This is a genomic window from Thalassobacillus sp. C254, assembly GCF_001310615.1.
In genome coordinates, this window is sequence record NZ_BAXQ01000018.1 from 16,961 (window position 1) to 43,492 (window position 26,532).

Annotated in this window: 27 protein-coding genes and 6 pseudogenes; 7 read left to right on the plus strand and 26 right to left on the minus strand. The window is 40.5% G+C overall.

Features of this window, described 5'->3' with window-relative positions; genetic code table 11:
* Positions 1-653: 653 nt before the first annotated feature.
* From JCM19033_RS15395 to JCM19033_RS15435, 12 genes and pseudogenes are all read right to left on the minus strand, one after another.
* Positions 654-1,325, minus strand: a complete 672-nt coding sequence (locus JCM19033_RS15395) for an IucA/IucC family C-terminal-domain containing protein (RefSeq protein WP_054636949.1) — start codon at positions 1,323-1,325, stop codon at positions 654-656.
* Positions 1,294-2,115: an ABC transporter ATP-binding protein gene (locus JCM19033_RS15400; protein WP_054636950.1), complete on the minus strand. Its 822-nt coding sequence runs from the start codon at positions 2,113-2,115 to the stop codon at positions 1,294-1,296. The genes JCM19033_RS15395 and JCM19033_RS15400 overlap by 32 nt, the downstream gene beginning before the upstream one ends.
* A 22-nt stretch (positions 2,116-2,137) precedes the next feature.
* Positions 2,138-2,935: an iron ABC transporter permease gene (locus JCM19033_RS15405; protein ID WP_269758276.1), complete on the minus strand. Its 798-nt coding sequence runs from the start codon at positions 2,933-2,935 to the stop codon at positions 2,138-2,140.
* Positions 2,902-3,159, minus strand: a complete 258-nt coding sequence (locus tag JCM19033_RS26170; RefSeq protein ID WP_269758277.1) for a hypothetical protein — start codon at positions 3,157-3,159, stop codon at positions 2,902-2,904. Before JCM19033_RS26170 ends, JCM19033_RS15405 begins: the two co-directional genes overlap by 34 nt.
* Positions 3,160-3,233: 74 nt before the next feature.
* Positions 3,234-4,081, minus strand: a pseudogene (locus JCM19033_RS15410) (FecCD family ABC transporter permease); the annotation flags it as partial.
* Entirely contained in the window at positions 4,020-4,172 is a 153-nt protein-coding gene (locus JCM19033_RS26175) for a hypothetical protein (RefSeq protein WP_269758297.1), read from the minus strand. The pseudogene JCM19033_RS15410 and the gene JCM19033_RS26175, both read right to left, overlap by 62 nt.
* Before the next feature lie 15 nt (positions 4,173-4,187).
* The gene (locus JCM19033_RS26180; RefSeq protein WP_054636951.1) at positions 4,188-4,526 is read right to left on the minus strand and encodes a hypothetical protein; all 339 of its coding nucleotides are present in this window, start codon (positions 4,524-4,526) and stop codon (positions 4,188-4,190) included.
* On the minus strand, positions 4,486-4,668 hold the full coding sequence (locus JCM19033_RS26185; protein WP_374701258.1) for a hypothetical protein: 183 nt from the start codon (positions 4,666-4,668) through the stop codon (positions 4,486-4,488). The genes JCM19033_RS26180 and JCM19033_RS26185 overlap by 41 nt, the downstream gene beginning before the upstream one ends.
* On the minus strand, positions 4,652-4,948 hold the full coding sequence (locus JCM19033_RS26190) for a hypothetical protein (protein WP_269758298.1): 297 nt from the start codon (positions 4,946-4,948) through the stop codon (positions 4,652-4,654). Before JCM19033_RS26190 ends, JCM19033_RS26185 begins: the two co-directional genes overlap by 17 nt.
* Before the next feature lie 573 nt (positions 4,949-5,521).
* Positions 5,522-6,475, minus strand: a complete 954-nt coding sequence (locus tag JCM19033_RS15430; protein ID WP_157049918.1) for a hemolysin family protein — start codon at positions 6,473-6,475, stop codon at positions 5,522-5,524.
* 76 nt (positions 6,476-6,551) lie between these two features.
* Positions 6,552-6,680, minus strand: a pseudogene (locus JCM19033_RS28340) (hypothetical protein); the annotation flags it as partial.
* 382 nt (positions 6,681-7,062) lie between these two features.
* Positions 7,063-8,327: pseudogene (locus tag JCM19033_RS15435) on the minus strand (hemolysin family protein).
* 786 nt (positions 8,328-9,113) lie between these two features.
* Between JCM19033_RS15435 and JCM19033_RS23640 the strand changes: the two are divergent.
* Positions 9,114-9,566: a hypothetical protein gene (locus JCM19033_RS23640; protein WP_054636955.1), complete on the plus strand. Its 453-nt coding sequence runs from the start codon at positions 9,114-9,116 to the stop codon at positions 9,564-9,566.
* A complete protein-coding gene (locus JCM19033_RS15445; protein ID WP_054636956.1) occupies positions 9,542-9,850 on the plus strand; it encodes a sporulation protein YunB in 309 nt (102 codons plus the stop codon). The genes JCM19033_RS23640 and JCM19033_RS15445 overlap by 25 nt, the downstream gene beginning before the upstream one ends.
* 361 nt (positions 9,851-10,211) lie before the next feature.
* On the opposite strand, the gene JCM19033_RS26195 is transcribed toward JCM19033_RS15445, so the two are convergent.
* The gene (locus JCM19033_RS26195) at positions 10,212-10,433 is read right to left on the minus strand and encodes a hypothetical protein (protein WP_269758279.1); all 222 of its coding nucleotides are present in this window, start codon (positions 10,431-10,433) and stop codon (positions 10,212-10,214) included.
* A gap of 1,248 nt (positions 10,434-11,681) precedes the next feature.
* Here JCM19033_RS26195 and JCM19033_RS15450 point away from each other — a divergent pair.
* Positions 11,682-13,313 (plus strand): Na/Pi cotransporter family protein, encoded by a 1,632-nt coding sequence (locus JCM19033_RS15450; RefSeq protein ID WP_054636957.1) that lies wholly within the window; start codon positions 11,682-11,684, stop codon positions 13,311-13,313.
* A 103-nt stretch (positions 13,314-13,416) separates the two neighbouring features.
* Here JCM19033_RS15450 and JCM19033_RS15455 read toward each other — a convergent pair whose 3' ends face one another.
* Positions 13,417-14,775 carry an alkaline phosphatase gene (locus JCM19033_RS15455; protein WP_054636958.1) on the minus strand — a complete coding sequence of 453 codons (1,359 nt, stop codon included), beginning with the start codon at positions 14,773-14,775 and terminating at the stop codon, positions 13,417-13,419.
* A 632-nt stretch (positions 14,776-15,407) separates the two neighbouring features.
* Here JCM19033_RS15455 and JCM19033_RS15465 point away from each other — a divergent pair.
* From JCM19033_RS15465 to JCM19033_RS15475, 3 genes and pseudogenes are all read left to right on the plus strand, one after another.
* Positions 15,408-15,775, plus strand: a pseudogene (locus tag JCM19033_RS15465) (PadR family transcriptional regulator).
* An 84-nt stretch (positions 15,776-15,859) separates the two neighbouring features.
* Positions 15,860-16,246, plus strand: a complete 387-nt coding sequence (locus tag JCM19033_RS26200) for a permease prefix domain 1-containing protein (RefSeq protein ID WP_269758280.1) — start codon at positions 15,860-15,862, stop codon at positions 16,244-16,246.
* Positions 16,247-17,201: 955 nt separating this feature from the next.
* Positions 17,202-17,771 (plus strand): hypothetical protein, encoded by a 570-nt coding sequence (locus JCM19033_RS15475; RefSeq protein WP_198153535.1) that lies wholly within the window; start codon positions 17,202-17,204, stop codon positions 17,769-17,771.
* Here the strand turns inward: JCM19033_RS15475 and JCM19033_RS22495 are convergent.
* From JCM19033_RS22495 to JCM19033_RS22500, 5 genes and pseudogenes are all read right to left on the minus strand, one after another.
* Positions 17,716-17,946: a DUF3991 domain-containing protein gene (locus JCM19033_RS22495; RefSeq protein WP_083465504.1), complete on the minus strand. Its 231-nt coding sequence runs from the start codon at positions 17,944-17,946 to the stop codon at positions 17,716-17,718. The two genes, JCM19033_RS15475 and JCM19033_RS22495, sit on opposite strands and share 56 nt — an antisense overlap.
* A gap of 396 nt (positions 17,947-18,342) precedes the next feature.
* On the minus strand, positions 18,343-19,104 hold the full coding sequence (locus tag JCM19033_RS15480) for an ankyrin repeat domain-containing protein (protein WP_054636961.1): 762 nt from the start codon (positions 19,102-19,104) through the stop codon (positions 18,343-18,345).
* A 26-nt stretch (positions 19,105-19,130) separates the two neighbouring features.
* Entirely contained in the window at positions 19,131-19,610 is a 480-nt protein-coding gene (locus JCM19033_RS15485) for an ankyrin repeat domain-containing protein (RefSeq protein WP_054636962.1), read from the minus strand.
* Between the two features lie 48 nt (positions 19,611-19,658).
* Complete coding sequence (locus JCM19033_RS15490; RefSeq protein ID WP_054636963.1) at positions 19,659-20,126, minus strand: single-stranded DNA-binding protein; 468 nt, start codon at positions 20,124-20,126, stop codon at positions 19,659-19,661.
* A pseudogene (locus JCM19033_RS22500) lies at positions 20,115-20,308 on the minus strand (single-stranded DNA-binding protein); the annotation flags it as partial. The pseudogene JCM19033_RS22500 and the gene JCM19033_RS15490, both read right to left, overlap by 12 nt.
* On the opposite strand from JCM19033_RS22500, the gene JCM19033_RS15495 reads away from it, so the two are divergent.
* Positions 20,282-20,701, plus strand: coding sequence for a hypothetical protein (locus tag JCM19033_RS15495; protein ID WP_054636964.1), 420 nt, complete (start codon positions 20,282-20,284; stop codon positions 20,699-20,701). The pseudogene JCM19033_RS22500 and the gene JCM19033_RS15495 sit on opposite strands and share 27 nt — an antisense overlap.
* 342 nt (positions 20,702-21,043) lie before the next feature.
* Here the strand turns inward: JCM19033_RS15495 and JCM19033_RS15500 are convergent, their stop codons facing one another.
* The 7 genes and pseudogenes from JCM19033_RS15500 to JCM19033_RS15520 form a co-directional block, all read right to left on the minus strand.
* Entirely contained in the window at positions 21,044-21,331 is a 288-nt protein-coding gene (locus tag JCM19033_RS15500) for a hypothetical protein (RefSeq protein ID WP_157049921.1), read from the minus strand.
* 122 nt (positions 21,332-21,453) lie between these two features.
* Positions 21,454-21,711, minus strand: coding sequence for a 3-oxoacyl-[acyl-carrier-protein] synthase III C-terminal domain-containing protein (locus tag JCM19033_RS26205; protein WP_269758282.1), 258 nt, complete (start codon positions 21,709-21,711; stop codon positions 21,454-21,456).
* Positions 21,698-22,402 (minus strand): beta-ketoacyl-ACP synthase 3, encoded by a 705-nt coding sequence (locus JCM19033_RS15505; RefSeq protein ID WP_269758283.1) that lies wholly within the window; start codon positions 22,400-22,402, stop codon positions 21,698-21,700. Before JCM19033_RS15505 ends, JCM19033_RS26205 begins: the two co-directional genes overlap by 14 nt.
* Positions 22,403-22,472: 70 nt before the next feature.
* The gene (locus tag JCM19033_RS15510; protein ID WP_306301368.1) at positions 22,473-23,510 is read right to left on the minus strand and encodes a benzoate-CoA ligase family protein; all 1,038 of its coding nucleotides are present in this window, start codon (positions 23,508-23,510) and stop codon (positions 22,473-22,475) included.
* Positions 23,411-24,049, minus strand: a complete 639-nt coding sequence (locus tag JCM19033_RS27610) for an AMP-binding protein (RefSeq protein ID WP_306301369.1) — start codon at positions 24,047-24,049, stop codon at positions 23,411-23,413. Before JCM19033_RS27610 ends, JCM19033_RS15510 begins: the two co-directional genes overlap by 100 nt.
* A 107-nt stretch (positions 24,050-24,156) precedes the next feature.
* Positions 24,157-24,957 carry an enoyl-CoA hydratase/isomerase family protein gene (locus JCM19033_RS15515; RefSeq protein ID WP_054636966.1) on the minus strand — a complete coding sequence of 267 codons (801 nt, stop codon included), beginning with the start codon at positions 24,955-24,957 and terminating at the stop codon, positions 24,157-24,159.
* Positions 24,958-25,017: 60 nt separating this feature from the next.
* Positions 25,018-26,522, minus strand: a pseudogene (locus JCM19033_RS15520) (aldehyde dehydrogenase).
* Positions 26,523-26,532 lie beyond the last annotated feature (10 nt).

Genomic DNA, 26,532 nt, shown 5'->3' on the forward strand with positions numbered 1-26,532 from the left:
CTGTAAGAAATCTTTCTTCACCTGTTTTTCCTATGCAAACGAGTATGTCTTTCCACTCTCCTGCTTTCGCCTATCCGTCAAGTTCAGGCCTTCTGTAGCGGTGGCAACTAGTAATCCGAAGATTGTATCAGATATGGTCACTGTTAACCACATCTGGAGTGTTAGTTGCCTGATCCCCTCGTTGGTTAACTCCGAGTTATTCTTCTGCGAAAGACCTCGGGAATGACCATGCAGTGGTCCTTATTCTTTAACAAGACTCAACCTAATCTGTTTCGTCTCCACTCCGTCTTCAGTCAGATGTATAATAAACGGTAATAGATAAAGGGTTGCTTTAAATACAAAAAATCACCAGCAGTAGATGGTGTGTTTTAAAGGTTTCCAGGACTGGAACTATAACTTTTTAGAAGAAGTATACTCTTAGTAGTAACAAATTTATGAGAAAAGCCCTTATGCTAGATTAACAATGCACAGCTGTGTCATTCTTAATGTAATACTCCTATTTGTGTATTTTTCCTTTTGGCTCTGTTAAAGGTTAATACGATGATCATAGAGCCTTAGATTTTTAAATGACCTAACTCTGTTTTTTTTAAATTGCCCAGCTCCTAGCCTCATTTTATCTTTTCTTCACATACAAAAAAGCTGACACATAAACGTCAGCTCTTCAGGCATCCTTTAGGACACGAAGAACAATAGGTACCACTGCCTGTTTTATAGTAAAAACAGCACGTCTTCCGGCGACGGGCACCTGCATCCCCTGTATAAAAGGGGTAAAGAGGATTGCATGGCTCTCCAAAAAGGTCTCCTGGTGCTTCATGAACAAGGTAGTGAAGGTCTTTTTTCAACTGCCCCTGTAATATAGCATCTGCGTTCTTTGCAAGCTTTTTCTCATAGAGACCGAACACACGAACCGCTGTGTTTTCCCATAATATGGGCATCGGTATTTTCGTGACCTTGTTAATCGTTCGCCAAATTGGTGTAAGATGGTCGTGAAAGACATGATAAACCGTGTCTTCCCATGATGATTTCACAGGCTTACAACATGACATCTCTATATTCTGCTTCCACTTCCCCCCTTCCAAGTCAACGTGAATAACCGTTTTTTCTAAAGACACGTCCAAGCCTCTACCATTGGTCGTTTGCAGTTCCAGCGCACTGCAGGCGAGAGCACGGGCATACCATTTTGAGAACTGGGACGCCGTTACCAAGAGAGAAGGGGAATCGATGGCTTTCCCGAATTCACGAAGATACGCCTGACACGTCTCTGGTCGGACTAAATCCCTGGTTACTACCTGTTCACTTTGCTTCTGAAATAAAGGAAGACTCATGTGACATGCGCCCCTTTCCGTACGGAATAACCATCGGCAAATCAAAAATCGGATCATTCGTGACCATACATTCCATACTAAAAACATCGAGAACCATCTTTTTAGTCATAATATCCGCAGGCGTTCCTGCATCATAAATGGTTTTATTTTGCATGGCCACAAGGTGATGGGCATAGCGGCAGGCTAAGTTCATATCATGGAGAACCATGACGACCGTTCGCTGTTCCTTCTCATTTAAATCGTATAACAAATCAAGAACGTCAATTTGATGACTCATATCTAAATAAGTCGTCGGTTCGTCAAGTAACAACGTGTCTGACCCTTGTGCTAGCGTCATGGCAATCCAGGCCCGCTGCCGTTGACCACCGGACAGTTCGTCCACAGCAGCTGAAGCATATTCTGTCATACCCGTATCTCGAAGCGCTTTTACCACCATTTTTTCATCCTCAAGCGACCACTGCTTCATAATGCTTTGATGCGGATAACGTCCTTGTTTGACAAGCTGCTCAACGGTTAACCCTTCAGGTGTAGTTGGCCCCTGCGGTAGAATGGACATTTTCTTAGCAATGTCTTTTGATTTCCTGGTCGAAATATCTTCCCCGTCCAGCAGAATCGAACCCTTCTCAGGCTTTAGTAACCTTGCCATTGTGCGGAGAAGCGTGGATTTCCCACACCCGTTCCCACCGATAAAAACCGTGATTTTTCCTTTAGGAATCGTTACTGTTAAATCGTCCAGTATCAGCTTATCATCATACGAAAAATGAATGTGATTCGCTTCAAGACTTGTCATAAAAAATCACTTTCCTCTCTTTTTACATATGATGTCGGTTTCTAAACAACAAATAAAGAAAGAACGGCGCACCTACTCCGGCAGTAAAGACGCCGGCTGGAATATCCACTGGATAAAATAACGTACGAGCTGCCAAATCTGCACCAAACATCAGAAGAGCACCGGTACTGGCTGAGGCCAAGGTCAACGCACCATGCGTTCTCCCGATCAATGTTCGTGCAATGTGGGGGGCAATGAGTCCAACAAAGCCCACAGCCCCGACAACGGCAACAGCAGACCCAGCCAGAATGACACTAAACAGCAACAGAATCATACGGTCGAGCTGCAGGCGGACACCAAGCCCGAGGGATGTGTCGTTTCCCATCTGCTGGGTATCTAGGCTCCGCGAAAAAATCAGTGTGACCAAAATTCCAACAAAAACGACCGGTATTAAAAGAGATACATCATTCCATGAAGCACCATATATACTTCCGGTCAGCCATAAATATGCCTGAGTTGCAGTTACTGCTGAACTTACCACGATCATAAACGTCGTTCCAGCGCTCATGATGGCAGAAATACCAATACCAATCAACACAAGGCGAATGGGTGTAATACCCCGTTGCCATGCGAGAAAATAGGTTAATAGAGCAACTGCCATTGAGCCTGTAATCGCGGCTAACGGAAGAAATTGGAGACTCAAACCGGCACCGTATGTGAGAAACATAACTGCCGCTACAGCCCCTCCACCCGTGACACCAATAATATCAGGAGCCGCCAGGGGGTTTCGTACAATTCCTTGTAAGATCATACCTGATACACCAAGGACTGCCCCGGCCAATAAGGAAAGGAGCTGGACTGCATGACAATGAAGTCATTGGCACCCATTCCATTCCCCATGATTGTGGATACGACCTCAAACGGAGACAGGAGCGTATTCCCAAGCACGGGTCCAACGATACAGGCAAGTGCAATCATAAGAAACAAGATGAGATTAATGAATAACTGTCTTTTTTCCAAAACAAAGGAGACGTATTTGTTACGGAAAGTGATGCCTGGTTTCATAAAGATTTCAGCCCCCTTCTTGCAATGTATATGAAGAAAGGGCCACCGATCAACGCTGTCATCACACCTATTGGGACTTCCTGAGGCATAATGACGAGTCTTGCTGCCACATCTGCACCAACCAGAAGACAGGCGCCAAGCATGGCAGAGTTGGCAAAATCCAACGGTAATCAGTTCCGGCAAAATAGCGTGCAATATGAGGGATGACGAGACCAATAAAACCGACAGCTCCAACGATTGCCACAGAGCTTCCTGCAAGGACAACGACAATCACACCCATAAACGCTTTGACGAGCAGAATATTCTGCCCCATTCCTTTTGCAATGTCATCACCAGTCACAAGCAGATTGATGGCTTTCCCCATTAAAAGTGCAGCGATCATAGCCGTCGCAATAAACGGAAGAACCGGCATAAGCATATCGAGCGTTCGGCCACTAACGGAACCTGCCAGCCAGAACAATACGTCCTGCAAGCCGGCCTCATCAAACACAAGAATGCCTTGAGTGTAAGATTGAAACAGAGCGCTAATAGCGGCTCCGGCGAGGACAATTTTAATCGGAGTCATTCCGTCTCTGCCCAATGAGCCGAGGATGTAAACGATCAAAGCGGCCACAGTTGCCCCTGCAAAGGCCAGCCACATTAAAGAAACCAGTGAGGACACAGAGAAGAAGACCATGCCAATGACAATAAAGAAGATGGCACCATTGTTAATGCCAAAAATGCTCGGGGAAGCCATCGGGTTTCTTGTCATTGCCTGCATCAATGTGCCTGAAACCGCAAGCCCTGCTCCAACAACAGTGGCGATCACGGCTCGTGGCAGACGGTCAAACTGCACCACAATATGCGACGTGGCATTCTCATCAAACGATGTAAACGATCGAACCGCCTCTTTCAGTGATACTGGCGTCTGTCCGAAAATAATACTCGATACAAAGGCGATAACAAGTAATAAAGAGAGAAGGATAAAAGTTGTTACTTTCTTCTGTTGAAATACATTTGCTCCCTTCATCCAATCTCCCTTTCCGGTGTTATTCCTTTTCTACATCAAAAATCTCATAAAGGTCATCGAGCATAAGGTTTGCTGCCAGCACACCACTACCTGCATTCCATGTTTCTTCTTCAACCATATATACATTGTCCGACTTCACAGCTTCAAGCTCTTGCCAAAGCGGATGATTCGTCCACTCTTCATAAGTGGCCTCGATTTGTTCCGTTTCAGTCCCAGAGTTGAAGTTAAAAATGATATCAGCATCGGCTTCCGGAATACTTTCCTTAGAAGACAATTTAATGCCCCATTCATCCGGATCATCGTGCCCTTCCGGACGGTCAAAGCCAGTGTCCTGCAGGATCTGTCCGGCAAATCCCATGTAGCTGATCGGCACGGAAGTTTGTGATGGCCGCTTCTATAGGCAGTTCATCACTCATCTGCTCTTTGAAATGATCTGTGCGCGCTTCATAATCAGCAAGGAGTTGATCTGCTTCGTCCTCTTTATTAAGCGCCTCTCCCATAACGTTTAACGTATCTTTCCATAAGTACACTTCTTCTCCCACAACAGTCGGGGCGATGTTTGAGCTGCTGTGTCCATGATTCCACAATCCCATCAGGCTGAACACCAAGTGCTGCTGCCGTGTCGTTCGCCCCCTGATAAAGTGTCACAACCGTTTCCGGCGTACCTTCTATTTCAGTTACCCCCATCGCATGTTCAACCGTGCGCGTCTCCTCATGATCAGACGCATTATTCTGATTTGTTCCTTCTGAATTTCCGCTAATGTTACAATTGATAATCATTCTCGTCAATGATTATTTGAAAACTTTTCGTTTTGTCACAGAATATGATAGAAAAAAAGACAAGTGCCAGGCACTTGTCTTTTTTCATCAATAGCTAACTTTGTAGTATTGTGAAGAGAATGAGCCAATATGAATAGTTTTGAGCCACATACTGCGGACAGATAAAGCTATTAAATGCAGGGAATCCTTATCCATAAGTATTTTAGCTAATCAGAAGTGCAAAGCACGAAATGATTCCTACAACGAGCATATAAATTTTCATCATTGAAAAATTCCTGGTGGAGGCCATATTGATGTCGGGGGATATTCATACAGCCCAAACAATTGAAAAAAGTTTTGGTTGCTATTGATGTGTTCGTGCTTGGTTATGGCCTGTTCTGACTCCTTTTCCGTACCTCCTGACATTCAGTCACAAGAAGGAATTTCGATACAGAAACAGGCCTGGTCATTATGGTTTCTTGGGGTCATGTTAGAACTTTATTTAGCCTTAGCGATAGAGTTTGGTGGCGAAAATCCTTTTGAAAACCGGAACTATGAATTAATCATAAGTTCACAGGGGGCGGAGAATTTTTACTAAATGGCTGCTTTTTGTTTCACTTCATCACTATTTTTCTTTATCTTCAAATGAATTTGACGGACTCTTTTTTCTTCAGCCTTTTCAATCTTCAAGATCACATTCTCATAAAGAAACTCTTCTCCAACTTTTGGAATACGTTGAAATTCCTCAATTAACCATCCACCCAGTGTATGGTTAGAGGTTGTTGGAGCATTAATGTCCGCAAATTGGACAAAATCATCAATCGAGTAATCTGGATCAATCAGATAACTAGATGGTCCCACTTGGCGTACCTGATTAACACTCACATCATGCTCATCCCAAATCTCTCCGACGATCTCCTCTAATAAATCCTCTAAAGTAACTAATCCTGATGTCCCTCCAAATTCATCAATCACAACGGCCATATGAACCTTTTGCTTTTGTAATTCTGGAAGCAAGGAAGAGATTTTCTTAGATTCAACTACAAATAACGGATGTCTAATTAACGAGCTTACATCTAGCTTCTCGCCATCTTTAATATAGGCTGTTAAAAAATCCCGCTCAGATAAGATTCCAATGATGTTATCAATAGAACCATCATATACTGGTATTCTAGAGTAATGTTCTTTTAAGAAAACATCCCTGATTTCGGTAACAGATTGGTTAATCTCAACAGCAATCATATCCGGACGTGGTTTTAGGATTTCATGAACAATGATATCATCAAATTCTAAGGAACGCTGCACCATCTCTTTTTCATTCTTACCTATAACACCCTCATCTTCACTAATTTGTATAAGCATTTTAATTTCTTCTTCAGTTACAGATGGTGCGTTTTCTTTGTTCTTCACAAAAAAGGAAACAAGTTTTTTTATCTTTAGGAACACCCAAGTTATCGGATAGAACACTTGTATCAATAAAAATAGAGTTCCTGAGGTTTTTAGTGCATAGCCTTCTGCATATTCTTTTGCTAATGATTTCGGGATAATAACAAAGCCGTTCTAAAAACGTAATAAATCCGCTGTTTCGTAAGAACTAACCCGAATATAAATACCAACCCAACTGTTACAGATATTTCATTGAGGACAGAGCAATTATTACCTTTGGATAGACGCCTAAAAGTAAAAAGATAAACGATCCACTTATTCCAGCCAGGATTGGATCACCGTTGAAGTTACTAGCCATCCCAGCTACGAAAAGGAATACAGAATCGCTTAGTCTTTAATTACTCCTAATTGTAGTCATTTTATTATTATTAACCAGGATCGTTGGAGCAACTAGGTCTACACCAATTACAAGCAATACATAATGAATAGGAGGTAAAGGATTGTTTATAAATAATGTATTTCAACAGCGCTGCTAGTGGTCTCTTTATATATAGTACCAACAAAAAGACCTCTACAAACGGTAAAGGTCTGGCTAACAACATGGTCGTGTTTTGCCAATAAAGCCGGGATGTGATTCTGGAGCGACGACTTTATTGTACAGCTACTCCCTTCTAAACAGGTAGCATTCGCTTAATTTATTTTGATTCTTAAAACAACAAGTTTGCTTGTTTCACTTATTTTCATATCAATTACGTAAATGGACACACTTTGTCTGGACTTTCCACCCTTATTTTCAGTATCCTTCTATCTTCTGCCTCCGTGACAATTAATTTTATACTGTCATAAATGAACTCTTCACCCACAGTAGGAACATAATCAAACTCCTCTGACAACCAGCCACCAAGGGTATAATTTCGACTGTCAGGCAATTCAACTTGAACCAATCTTGCGAAATCATCTAAAGGGAAATCTCCATGTACTTCAAATTCATTTGTGCCAAGTTCTGTAACTCCCATAGTCTTCTCATCATGTTCATCCCATATCTCACCGACTAATTCCTCGAGAATATCTTCCAGAGTAACAATGCCTGATGTGCCGCCAAATTCATCAATGACAATCGCCATATGCACCCGATTTTTTTGAAGCATTGGTAAAAGAGTAGCAATGCCTAATGTTTCCACAACAAATAAAGGTTTTCGAATTAACTTTCTTACATTCATATCTTTGTTTGTAACAAGCTGGGAAAGGAAATCTCTTTCTGAAAGAACTCCTATAATATTGTCAATTGAACTTTCATATACAGGCACTCTAGAAAACCTTTCTCTTATTAATATTGTAGTTATCTCTTCAATCGACATATCGATATCAATCGCAACAAGGTCTGTACGTGGAGTTAAAACCTCAACTACTTTTGTATCATTAAAATCCAAAGTGTTATGAAGAAGTTCCCTTTCACTTGGTTCAATAACACCTTCTTCTTGACCGATTGTAAACATTTCTTTTAATTCTTCCTCTGTAACAGATGGAATAACTTCCGATTTAGATACGAATTTTGTCATAACTTGTTTTAGCTTAACAAGCAACAAAGTAAATGGAGAGAACAGTTTCATAAGTAAAAGCAATAAAGCTGAGATTTTTAACGCCAGTGGCTCAGCGTTCTCCTTAGCAAATGATTTGGGAAGCACTTCTCCAAAGATAAGGATAAGGATGGTCATGACAATTGTGCTAACAAGTAGCCCGGTATTGCCACCAAATAAAACAGTAGCAACCTGTGCAGATATCGTAGCGGCTGCAATGTTCACTAAGTTATTCCCAATCAAGATCGTTGAAAGGGCCTGATCAAAATGTTGAGAAATAAAGAGAGCCTTCACACCACCGGGTCTATTTTCATCTGCGTAGCTTTTAGTCTTAATTTATTTGCACTTGAATAGGCAGTTTCAGCTGAAGAGAAAAATGCTGATAAGATCAATAAGATAATAAGTACGAGTACTAAGTTCAAAGGTACTTCAGACAAGACAAATCTCTCCTATTTTATAATTGATATTTTTAATCTGTCCCAAAACTTATTAATAATGACAAAAAAGCTGAATAGTATCGAGCCTCCCTGGATTAAAAGGCTAAGATCAGCGGCTCATCTACCAGCATTTTAGTCTTTAGCTTGCTCGTTGTTAACAAAGAAAATTATTTTGCAACAACCTATATTTTAATTTAAGTGGAAAGTAGTACTTAAATGCTTCCCCGTTTAATTTATGAAATCCATAAGCTCAAACAAAAACTAGGATAAATGAAATTCGAAAATGGTTCACTAGGGATGAAGTGATCGGGGAAAGGAAGGGAATCATGGAAAGGGTTGTTCGGTTTATACCTATAGAATTGGTTGACAAATATAAATATAACTTTATCGTCATGCAATGTCATAGGTGTTCTTCGGAGCATGAAAAATTTCACTTTATTGCCAGTTCACTTTAATAAGTGATAGAAAATTCATACTATATAGTCATAAGAATAAATGTGTTAGATCAGTTCTATATTATCCTGAAGTGACAACGATTTATTGATTAAGTACGAAACTTTTTGGTACATATCTCTATATCTTTGCCAGAAGTAGAGATGTTCAAATGATAGGGATTGTGGCCCTTGTGATCACTCTCTTTGAAGGTGGCATCCATACAAATTATCCGAATAAATAGGCGCGACAAGCTCCAAGGCGATCACCTCAAAATGTAACTTTATACTATTCTAACATATATGTATGTAACATAAAGTAATATGCGTTGATTACGTTTGTTAGGAGAGGCCGATGAAGAGGTTAAGACGAGATCACCGAAGAAATCCATTGCCCTTTAGCACTGTTTTTATTATCAGTTTTACCATCTTTTTAGTTTTAACTGTTCTAGGGTTAATATTTGTTGAATACGGGATTCGTCCTACGCTGATGACCATTGCCAAAACGGAAACACAACGTATCGCTGCGCAGTCGATTAATGATGCGGTTTCTAAACGAATTGTAAATGAACTTGATATTGAGGAATTAGTGCTTTTGGACAAAAACGGAAAAGGGAACTTAACTTCCATTCGCTTTGATCCACAAATCTACAACCGAGTCACCGCTGAAGCCACAACGCGGGTTCAGCGAAGTTTGGAAAGTATTAATGAGGAAAGTATTGCTGAATTTTTGATGATATGGAGAATGAAGACGAGGGGATTATCCATTATATTCCTCTGGGTATGGCCGCTGATAATGCCCTGTTAGCAAACTTTGGACCGAAGGTACCAGTAAAGTTTACTACGATAGGAGACGTAAGGTCAGAAATTCGAACGGATGTTACGCATACGGGGATTAACAATACAATGATTGAAGTTTATATCTATATTGTCGCCAATGTTAGGGTGGTCATTCCTTTTGCAACTGACACAGCAACTGTTGAAAACAATATTATGTTAAGTGATATCTTTGTTCAGGGGGAGATTCCCGACTTTTATGGTGGCAATAGTGAAAACAGTCCTAGACCTGCAGAGATTGTAGAAAGTGAATAACCTAAAGAAAAGTCAGCTTCTTTATTATCGGGAGAAGCTGACTTTCTAGTGTAATAGCTTTCGATGCATATAAATTAAAAGATGGGCGCTATGACTTTACTTGATAAACGACAACCAGCGGTTACACTACTTATGATTCTTCTTGGGGCGGTCCTATCATTTCTCCCTTTTTTTCCAATATCTCAGATATTGATACTATCTTTTTGATGATCGTTTTGTGCTTTTGGTTTCTAAAAATCCCAATCTCTAAAATGAGAACAGTCTGCACGAAAGACTTCCTCTACGTATGGCTTTATTTTTAAACTTTGTTGTTTTTCCTCTTTTAGCTGGGGGAAATAACGTGAATGGAATTTCTAAGGTTTCACTCTCTACAAAGCATTAATATAGCGGTCACTCCAACAATCAAGGTACTGTTCAATATATTGCTTCCCACTACGTTACCACGCCCGCGTTTTCTTCCGTAGCCGCAAGGATGCTGACCTTCTTCCTTCTGGTGAAAACTTGTACCAAATGCCACAATGGTAAGACCAATTAACAACGGAGAAACTCGAAGTATCCTTGCTATGTTGGAAGAACCTCTCACGGAGAAGTTTGTTCCTATTATTAAGAACAATACCCGCCATTATTAATATAAATGTCATAGACCTCCCTCAGTTATAATAGTTTTCCATGTCTCTGGATGAATAAACCTTGCCAACTATAAGATTCTCAAAGTAGGAATAGAAATCATTCAAGAAAATATCCCCCTGTATCGAAGTAAAAACACTCAATAACCCGAATAAGGACATCAAATCTCCTTCATTCGGGTTAACCAATTTGATCAAATCATCAATTAGGGAAGAAAGGCAGTCCCAAGACATAATGAGCAATACTAAAAGCAATTACCATCATGATTATGCCAACCGTTAGCCCATCTCTGGCCTCTATCACTAGCTCATTATCTGTTACTGGATTATCCTCCTTCTCTATGGTAAGCGTGAGATCATACTATACACAGAGAAAGGTGGACTGGAATTTAATCGGCATTAGTAAAACGCACTTAAGTAAAAGGCTTGTGAAAGCTTGAGAAGTATAGTCAAAAAGATAAAATGGACCTTCAGTAAGAGCTGATAAAAATAGTCCCTCATCTTTTTTGTTGACATACTCTATTGGATGGGCAGTAGCAAGCCTTTTTCGTTTACGCTTAAAGAATACAGATGATATGAAGAATCACTAGAAAAAGCTTGAGGAGGAATGATCAAAAAAGGGTGAAATACAACAAGGATGGAAATAGACAAATAATAGCCTATTTGTCATTATATTATCTCCCCCCTTTTCCTTGGTAAGACTCTCTTTTAAAGTATTATACCCCTTCATGTCAGAAGGAATTAAAAACAATATCCGGTTTTCTTATTTCGACTTTTTCTTTGCTTTTATCACGTTTCTTCCTTTCGTTGTCTTACACATCTTGGCTTTTGTCCCAACTTTACTATGATCTGATCTTTCAATTTTCTATATAGGAATCAGTTACACATGGAATATAAACACTATCGGTAAAAAGGACAACGAACTTTTTTGTAGTTGAACAGGAAAGATGATTGGAGGGGTGTTGTTTTGCCTTTCCCGTTTATTAAATATTTCTTATTCCCACTATATTTGGTGTTAAGTACCTATATACTATAGTCCGCCCATTTTTTTATAAACGATTATTTTTCTGTTCCTAGTTAAAAACTTAATAAAACCTTTACATTGAGTTAATAGACAATTAATATTGCCCCTCTAAAATTTTGTATGTTTGCATATATACTAATCTTTTCTATAACAAATAGTTGCGATTGAGGGGGAAGCTGCATTGGATATCCAAACAATAGTTTTTACGTTCTTGGGTGGTCTAGGCATCTTTTTGTTTGGGCTTAAATTTATGAGTGAAGGCTTACAAAAAGTGGCTGGCGATCGATTGCGAGACATTTTGGATAAGTTTACAAGCAATCCTTTCTTAGGAGTGATTGCTGGAATTATTGTTACTGTATTAATTCAATCAAGTTCAGGAAGTACCGTTTTAACGATTGGGCTTGTAAATGCTGGTTTTATGTCGTTACAACAGGCTATTGGCGTGATCATGGGCGCCAATATTGGAACCACCGTCACAGCTTTTATTATTGGAATTAAAGTTTCTGCTTACGCCCTTCCTATTATGTTTGTAGGTACTTTTTTATTGTTCTTTTTCAAAAACAAAAAAGTCAACCATTATGGTCAAGTCATCATGGGGTTTGGTGCTTTGTTTTACGGACTAGAACTTATGGGGGAAGGTGTCAGCCCTTTACGAAATGTACAAGCTTTTGAACAATTAACGGTCAGCATGAGTGAAAATCCCATTCTCGGGGTATTAATTGGGGTTATTTTCACGGTAGCCGTACAAAGTTCCTCTGCTTCTATCGGTCTTTTGCAACAACTGTATGAACAAGGAGCAATGACTTTACCGGCAGCTTTGCCTGTATTGTTCGGTGATAACATTGGTACGACGATCACAGCAGTTTTTGCAGCCATTGGCGCTTCACTTGCGGCTAAGCGTGCAGCTCTGACCCATGTCATCTTTAACTTAATTGGCGCTACCCTTGTTTTAGTTTTACTCGTGCCTTATACAAATTTAGTCAGTTACCTACAGGGTGCTCTCAATCTGAACCCTGCTATGACCATTGCGTTTGCTCATGGAATCTTTAATGTGTCGAATACATTGATTCAAATTCCGTTTGTCGGCCTTCTCGCCTATATCGTAGTCAAATTAATTCCTGGAAAGGAAACAGAAATTGAATACAAAGCCAAGCACCTTGACACCAGCTTTGTCTATCGCTCCCCAGCGATTGCCTTAGGACAAGCAAAGCTAGAAACATTACGCATGGCTGAACTTGCGGAAAAAGGATTAAGTGAGGTATGGCAATATATTAAAACAAATCAAAGAAGACATGCAGAACTTACCGTTCAATTTGAGGAAGCGATTAATAACTTAGATCATAAGATTACAGATTATCTTGTATTAATATCAGAACGCTCTCTTTCCGATGAGAATTCCAAATTACACTCTGTCTTAATGGATACCGTCCGTGATCTTGAACGAGTGGGAGATCACATGGAAAACCTTATGGAGCTCGTTGAATATCAACTAACAAACAAAGTAGAGATTTCTGAAGATGCCCAAAAGGATCTCGAAGAAATGTTTTTGCTAACAAGTAAAACCCTAAATAAGGCCATACAAGCCTTAGATAAAAACGATATAGACCTAGCCCAACAGTGCATCATGGATGAAGAAGAAATAGATAGTATGGAAAGAAAACTTCGTAAAAAACATATCTTGCGTGTAAATGAAGGACGTTGTTCCGGTTCCGCAGGGATTGTTTTTGTGGATATGGTGAGCAATTTAGAACGGATTGGAGACCACGCCGTAAACATTGCAGAAACGGTTATCGAGGACAAAACCAACGAGTAAAACCAGAACAAAAATAATAAATAAAAGAAATCAAACCCCTCATGCCACTTCTCTTAGTGACTGAGGGGTTTGGCATTAGACTGATAACCAAAGTCCTTTCTTTTTATTCCTGTGTCAAGTCTACCCTCATTGCTTCACCCATTGCTTTCGGTACATCTGTGTTGTCTACTAACCCTGTTAACAACTCTGATCTTGGCCCGTACGCATAAAGAGGGACTTCTTCTCCCGTATGATCTGTGCTGCTCCAGCCTACCCCCGCATAATTGCTGATTACGTGGTTAATAGCTAACACGGGGTCATTGGACTCCTGGATGTTTTCAGCTTCTTCTCCTGTAATTTCTATATTTGCGTATTCTTGAATAACTTCTTGGACATTACTCCGATCTTCGTTTAATTGATTTGCCAAAGCATCACCAGTTGCGGTCACGTCACGAAGTATTTCTACATTGGTACTTTTTGTATTCTCTCCACCTAGAGACATGCCACCTGTATCGTGATCTCCTACCACGACAACCAGTGTTTCTCCATCTTGATCAGCAAAATCGATGGCTTCTATGACAGCCTCTTCAAAAGCCTCCGTATCACTCATCGCCCACGCCGCGTCGTTTGCGTGGCCTGCCCAATCAATCTGACTGCCCTCTACCATAAGGAAAAATCCATCCTCATTTTGACTTAAAACGTCTATGGCACTGCTCGTCATTTCGGCAAGACTCGGTTCATTGGTTCCTTCACGATGGAGTTCCGGCTCCATCGCATCATCTGCAAATAAACCGAGGATGCTTCCTTCTTCAATCTCCAACAACTGATCACGATTTTCTACAAATTGATACTCTTTCTCTTTGGCTTCATCGATCAAATGACGTTCCGGTTGGTTTCCACCTTCTTCCTCAGGCAGAAAATAATCTTTCCCTCCCCCAAGGATGACATCCACTACTCCATCATCAATGTATTGTCGGGCAATTTCTTCCTGGTTTGAACGGGAATCCACGTTTGAGGCAAATACAGCTGGAGTGGCATGAGTGATGGTTGAATTTGCCACAAGTCCTGTCGATTTTCCGTCTTCATCTGCAGCTTCTAGGATACTCTTTAGGTCTTCACCCTCTGGTGACTGACCTACCACTCCGTTATTTGTTTTGACACCCGTTGCCATAGCTGTACCAGCTGCAGCTGAATCTGTGATTCTATGATCGTTTGAATGGGTCGTCATCATACCCGTTAAAAAGGAGTCCCACACCGGACTACCGTCTTCTTTATAATACCGATAAGTTGCATTATACCCGGTGGAAAACCCATCAGGAATGAAATAGATCACATTTTCAACGTCTTCTTGTTTTGGTCCTGCATGATTGGGTGGACCGGCATGACCGGGTTTCCCAGCATGATCTGGAGGACCAGCAGATACTTCTCCCATACTTAATAGTAATACAGCACTTAATGGAATCGTCAACACACGTTTCAACACTTTGCCTACCTCCCTTAATTTTTACACGTGGCGGAACTTATGTAAGATGCACCTCCTTGCTTTTTTTGGTGCAAACTCGTCTTGAAGTATGTTTCTATCTATTAGTGTAATGACTTGATATTAAGAGATAGTTAAGCCTAAATAGAAAAAATGTAAAATATCAAGCCTGATGATTTCTAACTAGGATCAACCTCACTATTTGCTAAATTACAAACTAAAATATTCTAGAGGGATAGAAAATCAAATCGAATGTTAATTTAGTAGCAGAGTATATAACTACGATTCTTTCATCCCTTTCTCCTATAAATTGAAAGCCAGATATGTACTGGAAGTCTATCAAAGTAAATCTTTTGTAAATAAAGTGACAGGTTTGTAAATCAGCTAATACTCCCTCACGAACCTCACCGGGCTTAACCATCCACATCCCCCGTTACGCTTTTGAGACTCATCTTCTTCAGAACCCTCTTCCATCCGTTGTATCGCTGAGAGAACAGTTTAAAGGACTCGATTGAAGCATTCTTACAATGTTCCAAGAAAAAAAGTAGCACCTTGTTTTATAAAAATTATTTTTTTACACATATTACTTTGACACACATAGTAATATGTTATAAATTATTATTGAGGAGGTGAGGTTGTTTGTCAAAAAAATCTCTAATGATTTAATCCGTGGTCATACAGATACAATTGTCCTTAATATCCTGCGCCAACATAATAGCTATGGGTATGAAATCTATAAAAAATACTCCAATTAAGTAACGGGCAATACGAATTGAAAGAGGCGACACTCTACACCGTGTTTCGTCGACTTGAAAAAGAGGGTTACGTTGTTTCCTATTGGGGAGACGAAACCCAAGGAGGTCGTAGGAAGTATTACCAGATCACAGAGGAAGGAAAGAAACGGTTCGAACAAAACAAACGTGATTGGGAATTTGCTAAAGAAATCTTGATCAAATTAATTGAAGGGGGTCACGACCCAAATGAAACATCAGAGTCACCTTGATAAAAGGATTAAAACCTATATTGACCGAGAGTTTGCGGGGTAGGTGAGAGTCAGCATCTTTATGAATTGAAAGAGGAACTGACTGTGAATCTTAAAGAAAAAACGAAGGATTACGAAAAAGCAGGAAAAACAGAAGATGAAGCATTTAAAGAAGCTATTCATTCAATGGGAGATCTAAGTGGGCTAAAAGAAGACATGCGGAGAGTTGGGGAAGATCAAGCGAGAAAAGCAGTATATACATCCATGGCGTCTAGGGTTTCAACTGTAGGGTTACTTGTCGGTATTTTACTCATGGTTTTCGGGGCATTCATTACAACCATGCTTTACTTTATGGGACTTCCTGGGGTTGCTGCGACCGGTCCGGCAATTTTTATTGTGATCGGCGGTACTCTTGTCACGTATAGCGTACTTACACGTGAAACCTCTACCTATTATGCCATGACTAAGGGAGAGCATTACTTTACACATTAGCTGTCGGGTTACTATTGTTTAGTCTATTTGTCGGCTTCACTTCCGGGCTTGCTACTGGGGAAGTATTTATAGCCATTAGCTCCTCTATGGTGTTTTTCATAGGCGGGTTAGGAATTTGGTTAGCACTTCTCCTTACCACCCATACAAGTAGGAAAAAATGAAAAGAGAGGTTACCACATTTTTTGTTTTTAAAAAATAGTCAAATGATATATTTTTACAGATAGCTTTTCACCCCAAGTATGTAAGCTAATTATTGTGAATGGCTAATTTACTCGGGAAAGTAGGATTCTTTTTACTATACAGAGTCACCGATTTGCTATGGTGTTATCTTATTAAAGCGCTTATAGGTAGGTTTTACATTCTGTTTCAAGGGGGCGCCTCTTGTTAATGCCATATAACTTTGTAAAAAGAATAGGCTTTTCATTAATATGAAAAAGGAAACAACGTTTCTTCAAACGTTGTTTCCTTGCAATATACCTTTCCTCTTTTCCCCTCTTATGCACTTAAGCTTAACAATCTCATTCATGCTCTAGTTAAGTTCAATTATTTATATTGGATATCGTCTAAAATTTTAAAATTTTTTCTAGACAACAAAAAAGTAAGAGCCCCTTTCCATGGGAAAAGGGCTCTTTTCATCCGGTCACTTATGCAGGAAAAGAGGTGAAGTTCCAGGATGTACGTTATTATATTCTCAAAACACGTAATTGAATAGATGTTTATCCTTATTTCTCTCATTTTAAGGATATCTTTACTTCTGTCTTTGACGCTCGCCTTTGCGTTTAACAAATGGATAGAAAACTAATTATCGCCAAATGGTAAGTTTTAAGGCCAAACACCCAAAAATACATTAATCTTTATAATTAAATCTGTTGATTTCAGTCAGGAAGGGTATACAAATAAATAGAAAAGGAGGCGTTACGGATGAAGAAAATGACTGAAATAACTGGAATTATTTTTGCAGCTTTCGTCAGTGGAAGAAAGCCCTGCAGATGATCATGCTCTAGATGAAAATGAAGAATTAGAAACAGAAGACAATGGTGATGAGAATAGCAGCAATGAGAATACGGGAGAAGAGTCTTTAACTGAAGCTGATGAGAATGACAATAAAGAGAATAAAGAAGAAGATTTTATAGAGGAAGCTGACGAGAATGATTCTGATGCTTATGCTGGAACGCAAGAGACTCCTACTTACTTAATTGGATCACAATATATTGAAGCAGAAGTTGACGACATCGTTCAATTTTATACAGCGTTTTCAATTAAACGTGATGCGGCTAAACAACTGTCACATGAAGATAGTATAGAGATGTCACTTAACGATGGAGATCTTTCTGAACAAGAAATTCTTAGCTCATACGCTGATATCTCTGTAGAGTGGCCGACACTTCATTTACACTTTAATGAAGACGGAAATGAATTATCAGCAACTTCCGCACAATCGAGGTTATTTTATGATTCGTTGTTTGGAATTAGTGATTTATATGGGAAAGATCAATCGGAGATTCAAACACGGCCACCTTGGTAGGGTTCTTCCCTACATCAATCGTAAAGCCGCCATCTTCTTGAGATCTGGCCACCATGCCCTTAAAATGACCGCCTTTGTCTTTCATGGGTTGTGTGCCTTGACGATCAGCACCCACCACTGTTCCCTGGTTGTTTTTCCACTTAAACACCGCATTGTCTTTCTTGTCCTGGGCAATCTACTAATAAAAAACCTGTTTCTATGCTTGATTTCTTCTTTGAATTGAGTCCAAATTCCTGTTAAGGTATCATCTTCAGATGGTTCATAATCTATACGATCTGTTCTCCTTGAATAGAGAGAAGTAAATGGGTCTGGATCCAATTCACTTGGTACCATAGTTTACAGTCCGGTTTGATAATGTCACTTCTGATTGTTGGATCTCCCATCCGCCATTAGCTGAGGTTAATACAGCATGCGGTACGCCATTTGAATCAGTAGAAGTGTCAACATAAATTGTGGAGTAAGCTCTTACACTTAAACTGGTGTCATACCTATCATCATTTTTGGAACTTGATTGGATTGTGAAGTCACCTTCTTCTGTTTCTTCAAGTAAGGGAGAAAATCATTTTACCACCTAATGGTTTACCTTCATCCATTCATCTTCTCCAGATTTAAGGTCATAAACATTTCCATCTAATCCTTTGCCCGTGACAAAGTACATCTCAACCTCTTCTTCGAGAAAATAAATAACGGCTGCCCATTCAATTTCTTCTTGCTCAATTTTATCCAAGTCTTCACTTGGTGGTGGAGTTGGATTGATTCCGAAATGGTAGTTCACTCCCTGTGATCCATCATATGGAGAGATGAAAGGAGTGTAATCATCCCCTAAGACCGAGGCGACCTCTTTTTCTGTCATTCCTTCGTGAATTTGGTCTGTGATAAAACTGCTTCGTTCGAATAAGTCCGCTACTATATCTTCTTTACTTATTTCTGTCTGTTCAGGCGAAGTCTCAGGTACTTTCTCTGCCTCCTCTTCAATCATATTTTCCTTATCTATATTGTCAATTGGTTCCCAGTCACTATCTGTTAATTCTAGTTTTTGAGATCGGGATTGTTTGCTTTCATCTAACAATGAAGTTAGCTCTTCTTCTGATAATTCGGGTGGATTAGGATCGGCTCCATATTCTAAGAGAATCTCTTGAAAAACTTTCCCCCTCATTTCGTAGGCTGTACGTCCGCTGGAATGCCTGGCATCCGGATCTGCTCCCGCTTCCAGTAGAATCCTAACGATTTCCACTCTCTTTTCATCACTTCCAATATTCACCTCTGTTTGTACTAACTGAGTTACTACATCTGGATTACCAGTTCTGGCTGCTGTAAATAAAGCATCATGCAATTGCTCGTGAGTATGATCGTAATTTTCTAATAAGACTCAGAAGGGTGATCATTTCTGGAAGCAACAAACAATAAGGTAGTAGTTTCTGCATACCCATTTTGGCTAAGTTCCACGTCTGCTCCGTTAGATAATAACGTTTCTACGACCTGACTATGCCCGTTTTCGACCGCATAAAATAAGGGAGCACCCTGTTGAATATTAGGCTCCGCCTCATAATCAAGAAGGAGTGTTGCAATTTCGTTGTATCCTAAGTAGGCAGCCAACATTAACGGCGATCCTCCCTCTTCATTGAGTACATTAGGGTGCATGCCTGCCAGTAAAAATAGTTCCACGGCTTCCGTATCATGGCGGTTGATCGCTTCCATAAAGAAGTTTTCAGTAAAACTATATGATCTGGAACCTAACTCAGTTCTTGCTTCTTCTGCATTCATTCCCTGGTTTGCACAACCACTTAGAAATAATAGTAAAACCATAAAAGAAAAGATCTTACCTGGTACAATGTTCATATCGTGTTTCCTTTCCTTAACAACAGGGACAATTCTAATCTACTTAAATTATCTTTTGGATTCACCGAAGTCATATTTTACTTGCCCTACATGGATTTCATGGATGGTAGCTTCCTGTTTCCTATGCTTCCGGCTTTGGATTCTGCCAGTCACTGTGACAGGCATCCCTTTGACTAAATCATTTGCTAGTCTTTCCCCGTAGCTTCGCCAGCCAATGGCATTCAGATAATCAACTTTGGTGTTTCCTTCTTTATCGGTATAGCTTCTTTCTGAAGCAATCGTGAAGCGGGTAACTGCCACATGGCTATTACCTACATAGTGGAGTTCTGGGTCAGTCGTTAAGCGACCTGTGACAGTGATGTGGTTAACATCATGAGCAAGCCCTCTTGTTGTCTGACCAAATATCACTTCCTGAGTTTCTACTTCAAAAGTGTTAATATGTAAGTCGTCTCTTATCCTTGATTGCAGTCTTCCAATGACAGCACATTCCTGTCCTTTTTGGAGGTTGTTGGCCACTCGCTCTGCGTATTCCCTCCATACTATTATCGGAATAAAATCAACGATCTTTTGTCTTTTTTATCCGTATAGGGACGTTCACAGGCAATGGGGAAACGGGTGACCGCTCGTCCACTGGTGGTATAATGAAGCTGAGGATCCATGGTTAATCGGCCTTGGATAATGCAGTGATTAATGTCCATCGTTTTTCTCCTTCATATCTTGGATCTTCTGACTTACTTATCGTTATTTGCTTTGGTTTTTACTCCTTTTATTACCTTTCATCTTCAATAGAAGAAAACATTAATGCTACTACCGTACCAGAAATAAATATTAGCGGCGTTCCTTTAGTGAATGTTCCAGCTGGGTATTATGAGAGCGGTTCTCCTTTTTCACTCGCCTTTTTTGGAGAGCCTTGGAGTGAAGCGGAGCTGATTGGTATGGCCTATGATTATGAACAATCAACCGAGTATCGAGAGGCCCCACAACTTACAGTTGAAGAAGAAGAAACTACTACAGGAGGAGAATTACCAGAGACCGCCACAAACTATGCTATGTACGTGTTATCAGTCTACTTCTCACGGGTTTCAGTCTAACTGGCCTACTACTAGTAGCAAGAAACCGAAGAGAACATCAACAGTTTCATAACTAGTTTTCTGTTACAACTAAGGAAGGAGCGATCAGAAGAACCTTACCATAAGCGAAAAATAAATTTAAAATTTTCTAAAAATTATGATACAATGGTTTTGAATATATACACCCTCCATCTTACAAAGGTCTTTTCTGTTCACCTACAAAAAGGCTTGCCACGTGTTGGCAAGTCTTTTATGGTAGGACAAGTATATCCATAGAGACGTCCTTTTAATTGCATGTCTGTGTGGGTTAAACAAAGAGGCACCAGAACTTACCGTCGAAAAAAAGCATAAATGGGTGACCGCTTATCCTTTTTCTTGTTCCAGAAATGCCTCCAATTCGCTTAACCTCTTGTCATACTGTTCAGAAGTCGTTGGGTCTTCATTGACTTCCTTGGCCATATTATCTGTGGCAGTAAGGAAAGTTCCCTTATCTAATTCTTTTTCTGCATGAGCCACTGACACTTCTGGTTTTCCCTCTGGTAGATCTTTATCAAGTTCTCTCAAACGAGTAAATAATTCCTTATACTCCTCTTGTAATTTCTGCCTCTTCGTAAATTTGCTCCATCCGTAGGTGAATGGCTTCTCTCTCATTAAACGTCATGAAATATCCTCCATGTTTTCCGAGTCAAAATGAAGAACTCCCTAAGATATATGAAAAAGTAACCCCTGTCTGCTTTTTAACAGGGGTTACTATCTATTTAGGACAAAATTGTTTAATACTGCAATAAAACGGTACCCCAAATTAACCCACCGCCAAAGGCTGTCATAACTATAGTGTCTCCTTTGTTAATTCTTCCATCTTGGAGTGCTGTAGTAAAAGCCAAGGGGATGGTTGCCGCCGAATTGTTGCCAAAGTGCTTAATGGTACTGATTACTTTTTTCTCTGGAAATTCTAGATTTCGCCCCACTGCATCGATGGTCCTTTGATTTGCTTGATGAGGGATCAGCCAGTCTACGTCATGAAGGAGCAAGTTGTTTTGCTCGGTTATCATTTTGACATTTGGCCGATACAGCCAACTTAAAAATTTTGTTCCCGTTCATAACAATTTGAGGAGATTCTTTAGAACCACCGCTCTCGACATAGAGATCATAATAATGTTGTCCGTCGGAATGAATAGTAGAATCAATGATTCCACGACTTTCATCTGATTCCTCAGCTGAGACAATGAATGCCCCGGCACCATCGGCAAACAAAATAGCTGTAGAACGATCGGAGTAATCAACAATTTTTGAAAGCGCATCTGCTCCAACCACTAGCACATGTTTTACTTTCCCCATCTTTACATACTGTTCTGCTGTCTGCAAAGCCGTTAAAAAGCCTACACAAGTGCTATGAATGTCAAAGGCACCGATTTGTCTGCACTTCAGTAAATGTTGAAATCGCACAGCCACAGGAGGAAACATATGGTCGGGGGTTTCTGTAGCGACGATCAGCATGTCAATATCCTCGGCCTTCAAATGTGCATCTTTTAAAGCTTGGAGACTCGCTTGATACCCTAAGAAAGAAGTATCTTCCTCTTCTCCGATGATTCTTCTCTCATGGATCCCTGTCCTTGTCGTAATCCACTCATCGGAGGTATCCATCATTTCTTCTAAGTCTTTATTGGTTAAAACCTTCTCTGGGACGTAGGCCCCTACACCTTTAATGACTGCGCGCTTCACAACGTTTTTCATCCTTTCGGGCTTACGCTAACAGGGAGTCCCATGAACTCTCTTTGTAGCAGACTGTCATCTAATTCGTTTTTAGTTTAAATCTCTGAATCTTCCCGGTTGCTGTCTTAGGCAAATCGTCTATAAATTCAATTTCTCTTGGATATTTATACGGAGCTAAGTTTTGTTTCACATAAAGTTTCAATGTCTCTTTTAACTCCTCGCTTGCTTTTTCTTTTTCCCTCAAAACGATGTAGGCTTTAGGGTATACAAGGTTTTCCTTGTTCTTTTCTCCAATGACCGCTACTTCCTCGATATCTTCCCTCCGTAGTAAACTTGTTTCAATTTCTATAGGAGAGACCCATATCCCTCCGACCTTTAACATGTCATCGGAGCGGCCACAGTACCAGAAATACCCCTTTTCATCTTGATAATATTTATCCCCGGTCTTCATCCATTCCCCTTGGAATTTTTGATGATTTTCAGATAAATTACACCAATATCCTGAGGTAATGCTTTCCCCTTTTATGACAAGATCACCAATTTCATTCGGAGGAAGCTGTTTTCCTTCCTCATTTATGACCTTGGCTTCATAGCCCGGTACCACTTTGCCCGTGCTTCCAGGTTGCACCTCGTTCATTCGGTTTGATAGAAAAATGTGCAAGGCTTCGGTTGAGCCTATACCATCTAGAATCTCCAACCCAAACATTTCTTTCCATTTTTTTGCGTACGACGCCGGCAACGCTTCACCTGCCGACACACAAACTCGAATAGAAGATAAATCAAGAGGTCTTCCAATCTCTTCAGCATACCGCATCATCGCCCCGTATAACGTAGGGACACCAAAGAAAATCGTCGGTTTCTTTTCTTCAATGACTTCAAATACCTTAGCTGGGGTAGGCCTTTCCTTCAGTAAAATAGTCGTTCCTCCTGCTGCAAAAGGAAAATACATTCCATTCCCAAGCCCATAAGCAAAGAATAGCTTGGAAGCAGAGAAAGTGCGGTCATTTTTGTGAATATTTAGAATATTTTTAGCGTAATTTTCAAAGGCTGCTCCATACTCTGTTGGCGATGAATCACACCCTTGGGATTCCCTGTACTTCCAGAGCTGTAAAGCCAAAAAGCTGTATCTTCAGCAATCGTGTGAGCTTCTTTCAAGGTCTTGGAGGCATTTTCAATAAAACTATGATAATCAATCACATCCGTTTTGGTCGATTCGTTTTCTCCAATCACAATCACATGCTTTAGAAAAAGGAAGCGATGCTTGTACTCTTTTACCTTTTCCCATATTTCCTCATGCACGACAAAAACTTTCGCGCGACTATGATTAAGAAAGTACTCATAATCGTGAGGCTGCATCATGGTATTCACTGGAATGGGAACCGCACCAATTTTGAGGGAACCAAAAAAAGCAGTGACAAACTCAGGTGAATCATAGGTAGCCACCAGAATCCTGTTTTCTTCTTCCACGTTAATATTTTTTAAAGCGTTTCCAAACTTGTTCATCAAATCAGAAACTTCTTGGTAAGTCAGGATCTCTTCCCCACAAATAATAGCTTCTTTGCTGCCATTCCCTTTGGCTACATTCTCATCGATAAATCTAACAGAAGCATTGTACGGTGCCTTAATTCCTCTTACGTGCTCCACAGACTCAATCATTTTCTCCCTCCTTCTTTATTATGTAAACGGATACACTTTTCTTAGAAAGAAGGGGTTAAGCAACTGATACCTAACCCCCAAAGCTTTCCAAGTTATTGGTGAACCGTTTATTTCCCGCTCCAGTTGGCTTCTCGTTTTTCTAAGAAAGAGCTGAGACCTTCCTGAGCGTCTTCTGAACGGAACAATAGGTTTTGAAGCTCTCCTTCATAACGAACCGCTACGTTGAGAGGCATTTCTTTTCCATTCATGATGGAAAGCTTGATGTTAGACGCCGCATAGGTCGCACTTCCTGCTACTTTCTCTGCATACTCTACCGTTTTTGCCCTTGTTTCCTCTTGAGGGAACACTTTGTCCACCAGGTTGATATCCAGGGCTTCCTGCGGAGTTAAGGTATCTCCGGTGATATTTAAGTCTAACGCTTTGGAATGTCCTACTTGACGAAGAAGACGCTGGGTTCCGCCTGTTCCTGCCAAAACGCCAAGGCTGATTTCTGGAAGACCGATCTTTCCTGCTTGATCTCCCATAAAACGAAGGTCGCAGGCGAGAGCCATTTCCAGGCCTCCTCCTACGGTATGCCCTTCCAAGCAGGCAATCCAGATTTGAGGAGAACGGGCAATCTTATCAAGCGTTTCGTTACAGAACAAGCAGAACTGGGTTTTAAAACGCGGCTCTGCGGACTTTAAGAAGCTAACATCTGCACCAGCGGAGAAGAACTTCGGCATATCACTCATTAAAATAACCACTTTTATGTCACTGTCAAAGCGGATCTCGTCAATTGCAGCATTTAGCTCTTTATAATACTCCAGGTCATACGAGTTGGATTTGTTGACGTGAATATGAACCTCAGCAATCCCATTATCCTTTTTTACCACTGTAAGATTTTGTTTTTCTGTTTGTGTAGTACTCATTTGTACTCCTCCTTTAATATAATAAAATATTTTGTCGTAAAATAATATACCGATTATTCGTCAAATTCCGAAAATATTTAACGGTTTTTCCCCTACGTAGGAGACCACACTCTTTGTTTCTGAGTATAGATCTAATGCCTCGAGACTGAGTTCTCTTCCAAATCCCGATTGTTTATAGCCGCCAAACGGTGCTCCTGGGAAAGCAGAGATCGGGTTATTCACCATTACAATTCCTGCTCGTAAACCAGAGGCAATTCGGTGAGCTTTGCCATTGTCTTTTGTCCAAACGGCCGACCCTAGGCCAAAGATAGAATCATTTGCACGTTTCAGCACTTCTTTTTCATCTTTGAATTTCATAAACACAACCACAGGACCAAACACTTCTTCTTGGGCAATCCGCATATCATTTGTTACATTGCCAATGACTGTCGGCATATACCAGTGACCTTTTTCAAATTCCTCTCCTTCGGGACGCTGTCCCCCATAGAGCACTTCTCCACCTTCTTCTTTGGCAATCTTCACATAGTTATCAACGGTTTCTTCATGCCCCTTAGAAATTAAGGCTCCCATATGGGTTTCTTTATTAAATGGGTCACCTACTTTAAGTTTCTTTGCTTTTTCGATAAATCTCTCTACAAATTGGTCATAAATATCTTCATGAATAAACACTCGGGAACGAGCTTCACAGGATTGACCCGTATTATAGAAGATCCCGAACAAGGAACCATCTACCGCTCCTTCTAGGTCACAATCATCACATACAATGCTTGGTGATTTTCCGCCTAACTCCAACGTCACACGCTTGAGTGTTTCCGACGCTCTTGACATGATATCTTTTCCCGTATCTGTTTCACCCGTAAAGGCTACTTTGTCTACGTCAGGATGCTCTGTTAAATAGGGGCCAATTTCAGACCCGCTTCCCGTCACAACATTTAACACACCCTCTGGGAGTCCAGCTTCATAACAAATATCAGCGAGCATGTAGCAGTAATTGGAGTATAGCTCGCTGGCTTTAACACGATGGTACATCCTGCGGCTAGGGCCGGAGCTATTTTCCATGCCGCCATCATAAGCGGGTAGTTCCATGGGAGAATTTGTGCACATACCCCTACCGGTTCTTTTTGGGTATAGTTGAAAAAGCCGTTTGGCATAGGGTTGGTTCGGCCTCCGAATGTTGATAGGGTGCCTGCATAGAATTCAAAGTCTTCGATAGCTTGGGTAATTTGCCCTTGTGCAGCAGCCACTGTTTTCCCGCTGTTTAACACTTCCGCTTCCACTAATTCGTTAAATCGACTACGCATAATTGATGCGATCTTGTTCAACAGCCTTGCTCGCTTTGCTGTTGTCTGTCTAGGCCATTTACCTGATTCAAACGCTTTTCTTGCAGCCTCAACGGCCTTATCTACATCTTCTTTCGAAGCCTTCGCTACCTTGGATAATGTTTCTTCTGTCGCCGGGTTATAGGTGTCAAAAAACGCTCCTTGACTGCCATCTGTATACTCTCCATTAATCAATAACTGGTATTTTTCTTTGATCACTTTAGGCTTTGTTGTCGTATCTGTCATATAAATTCCT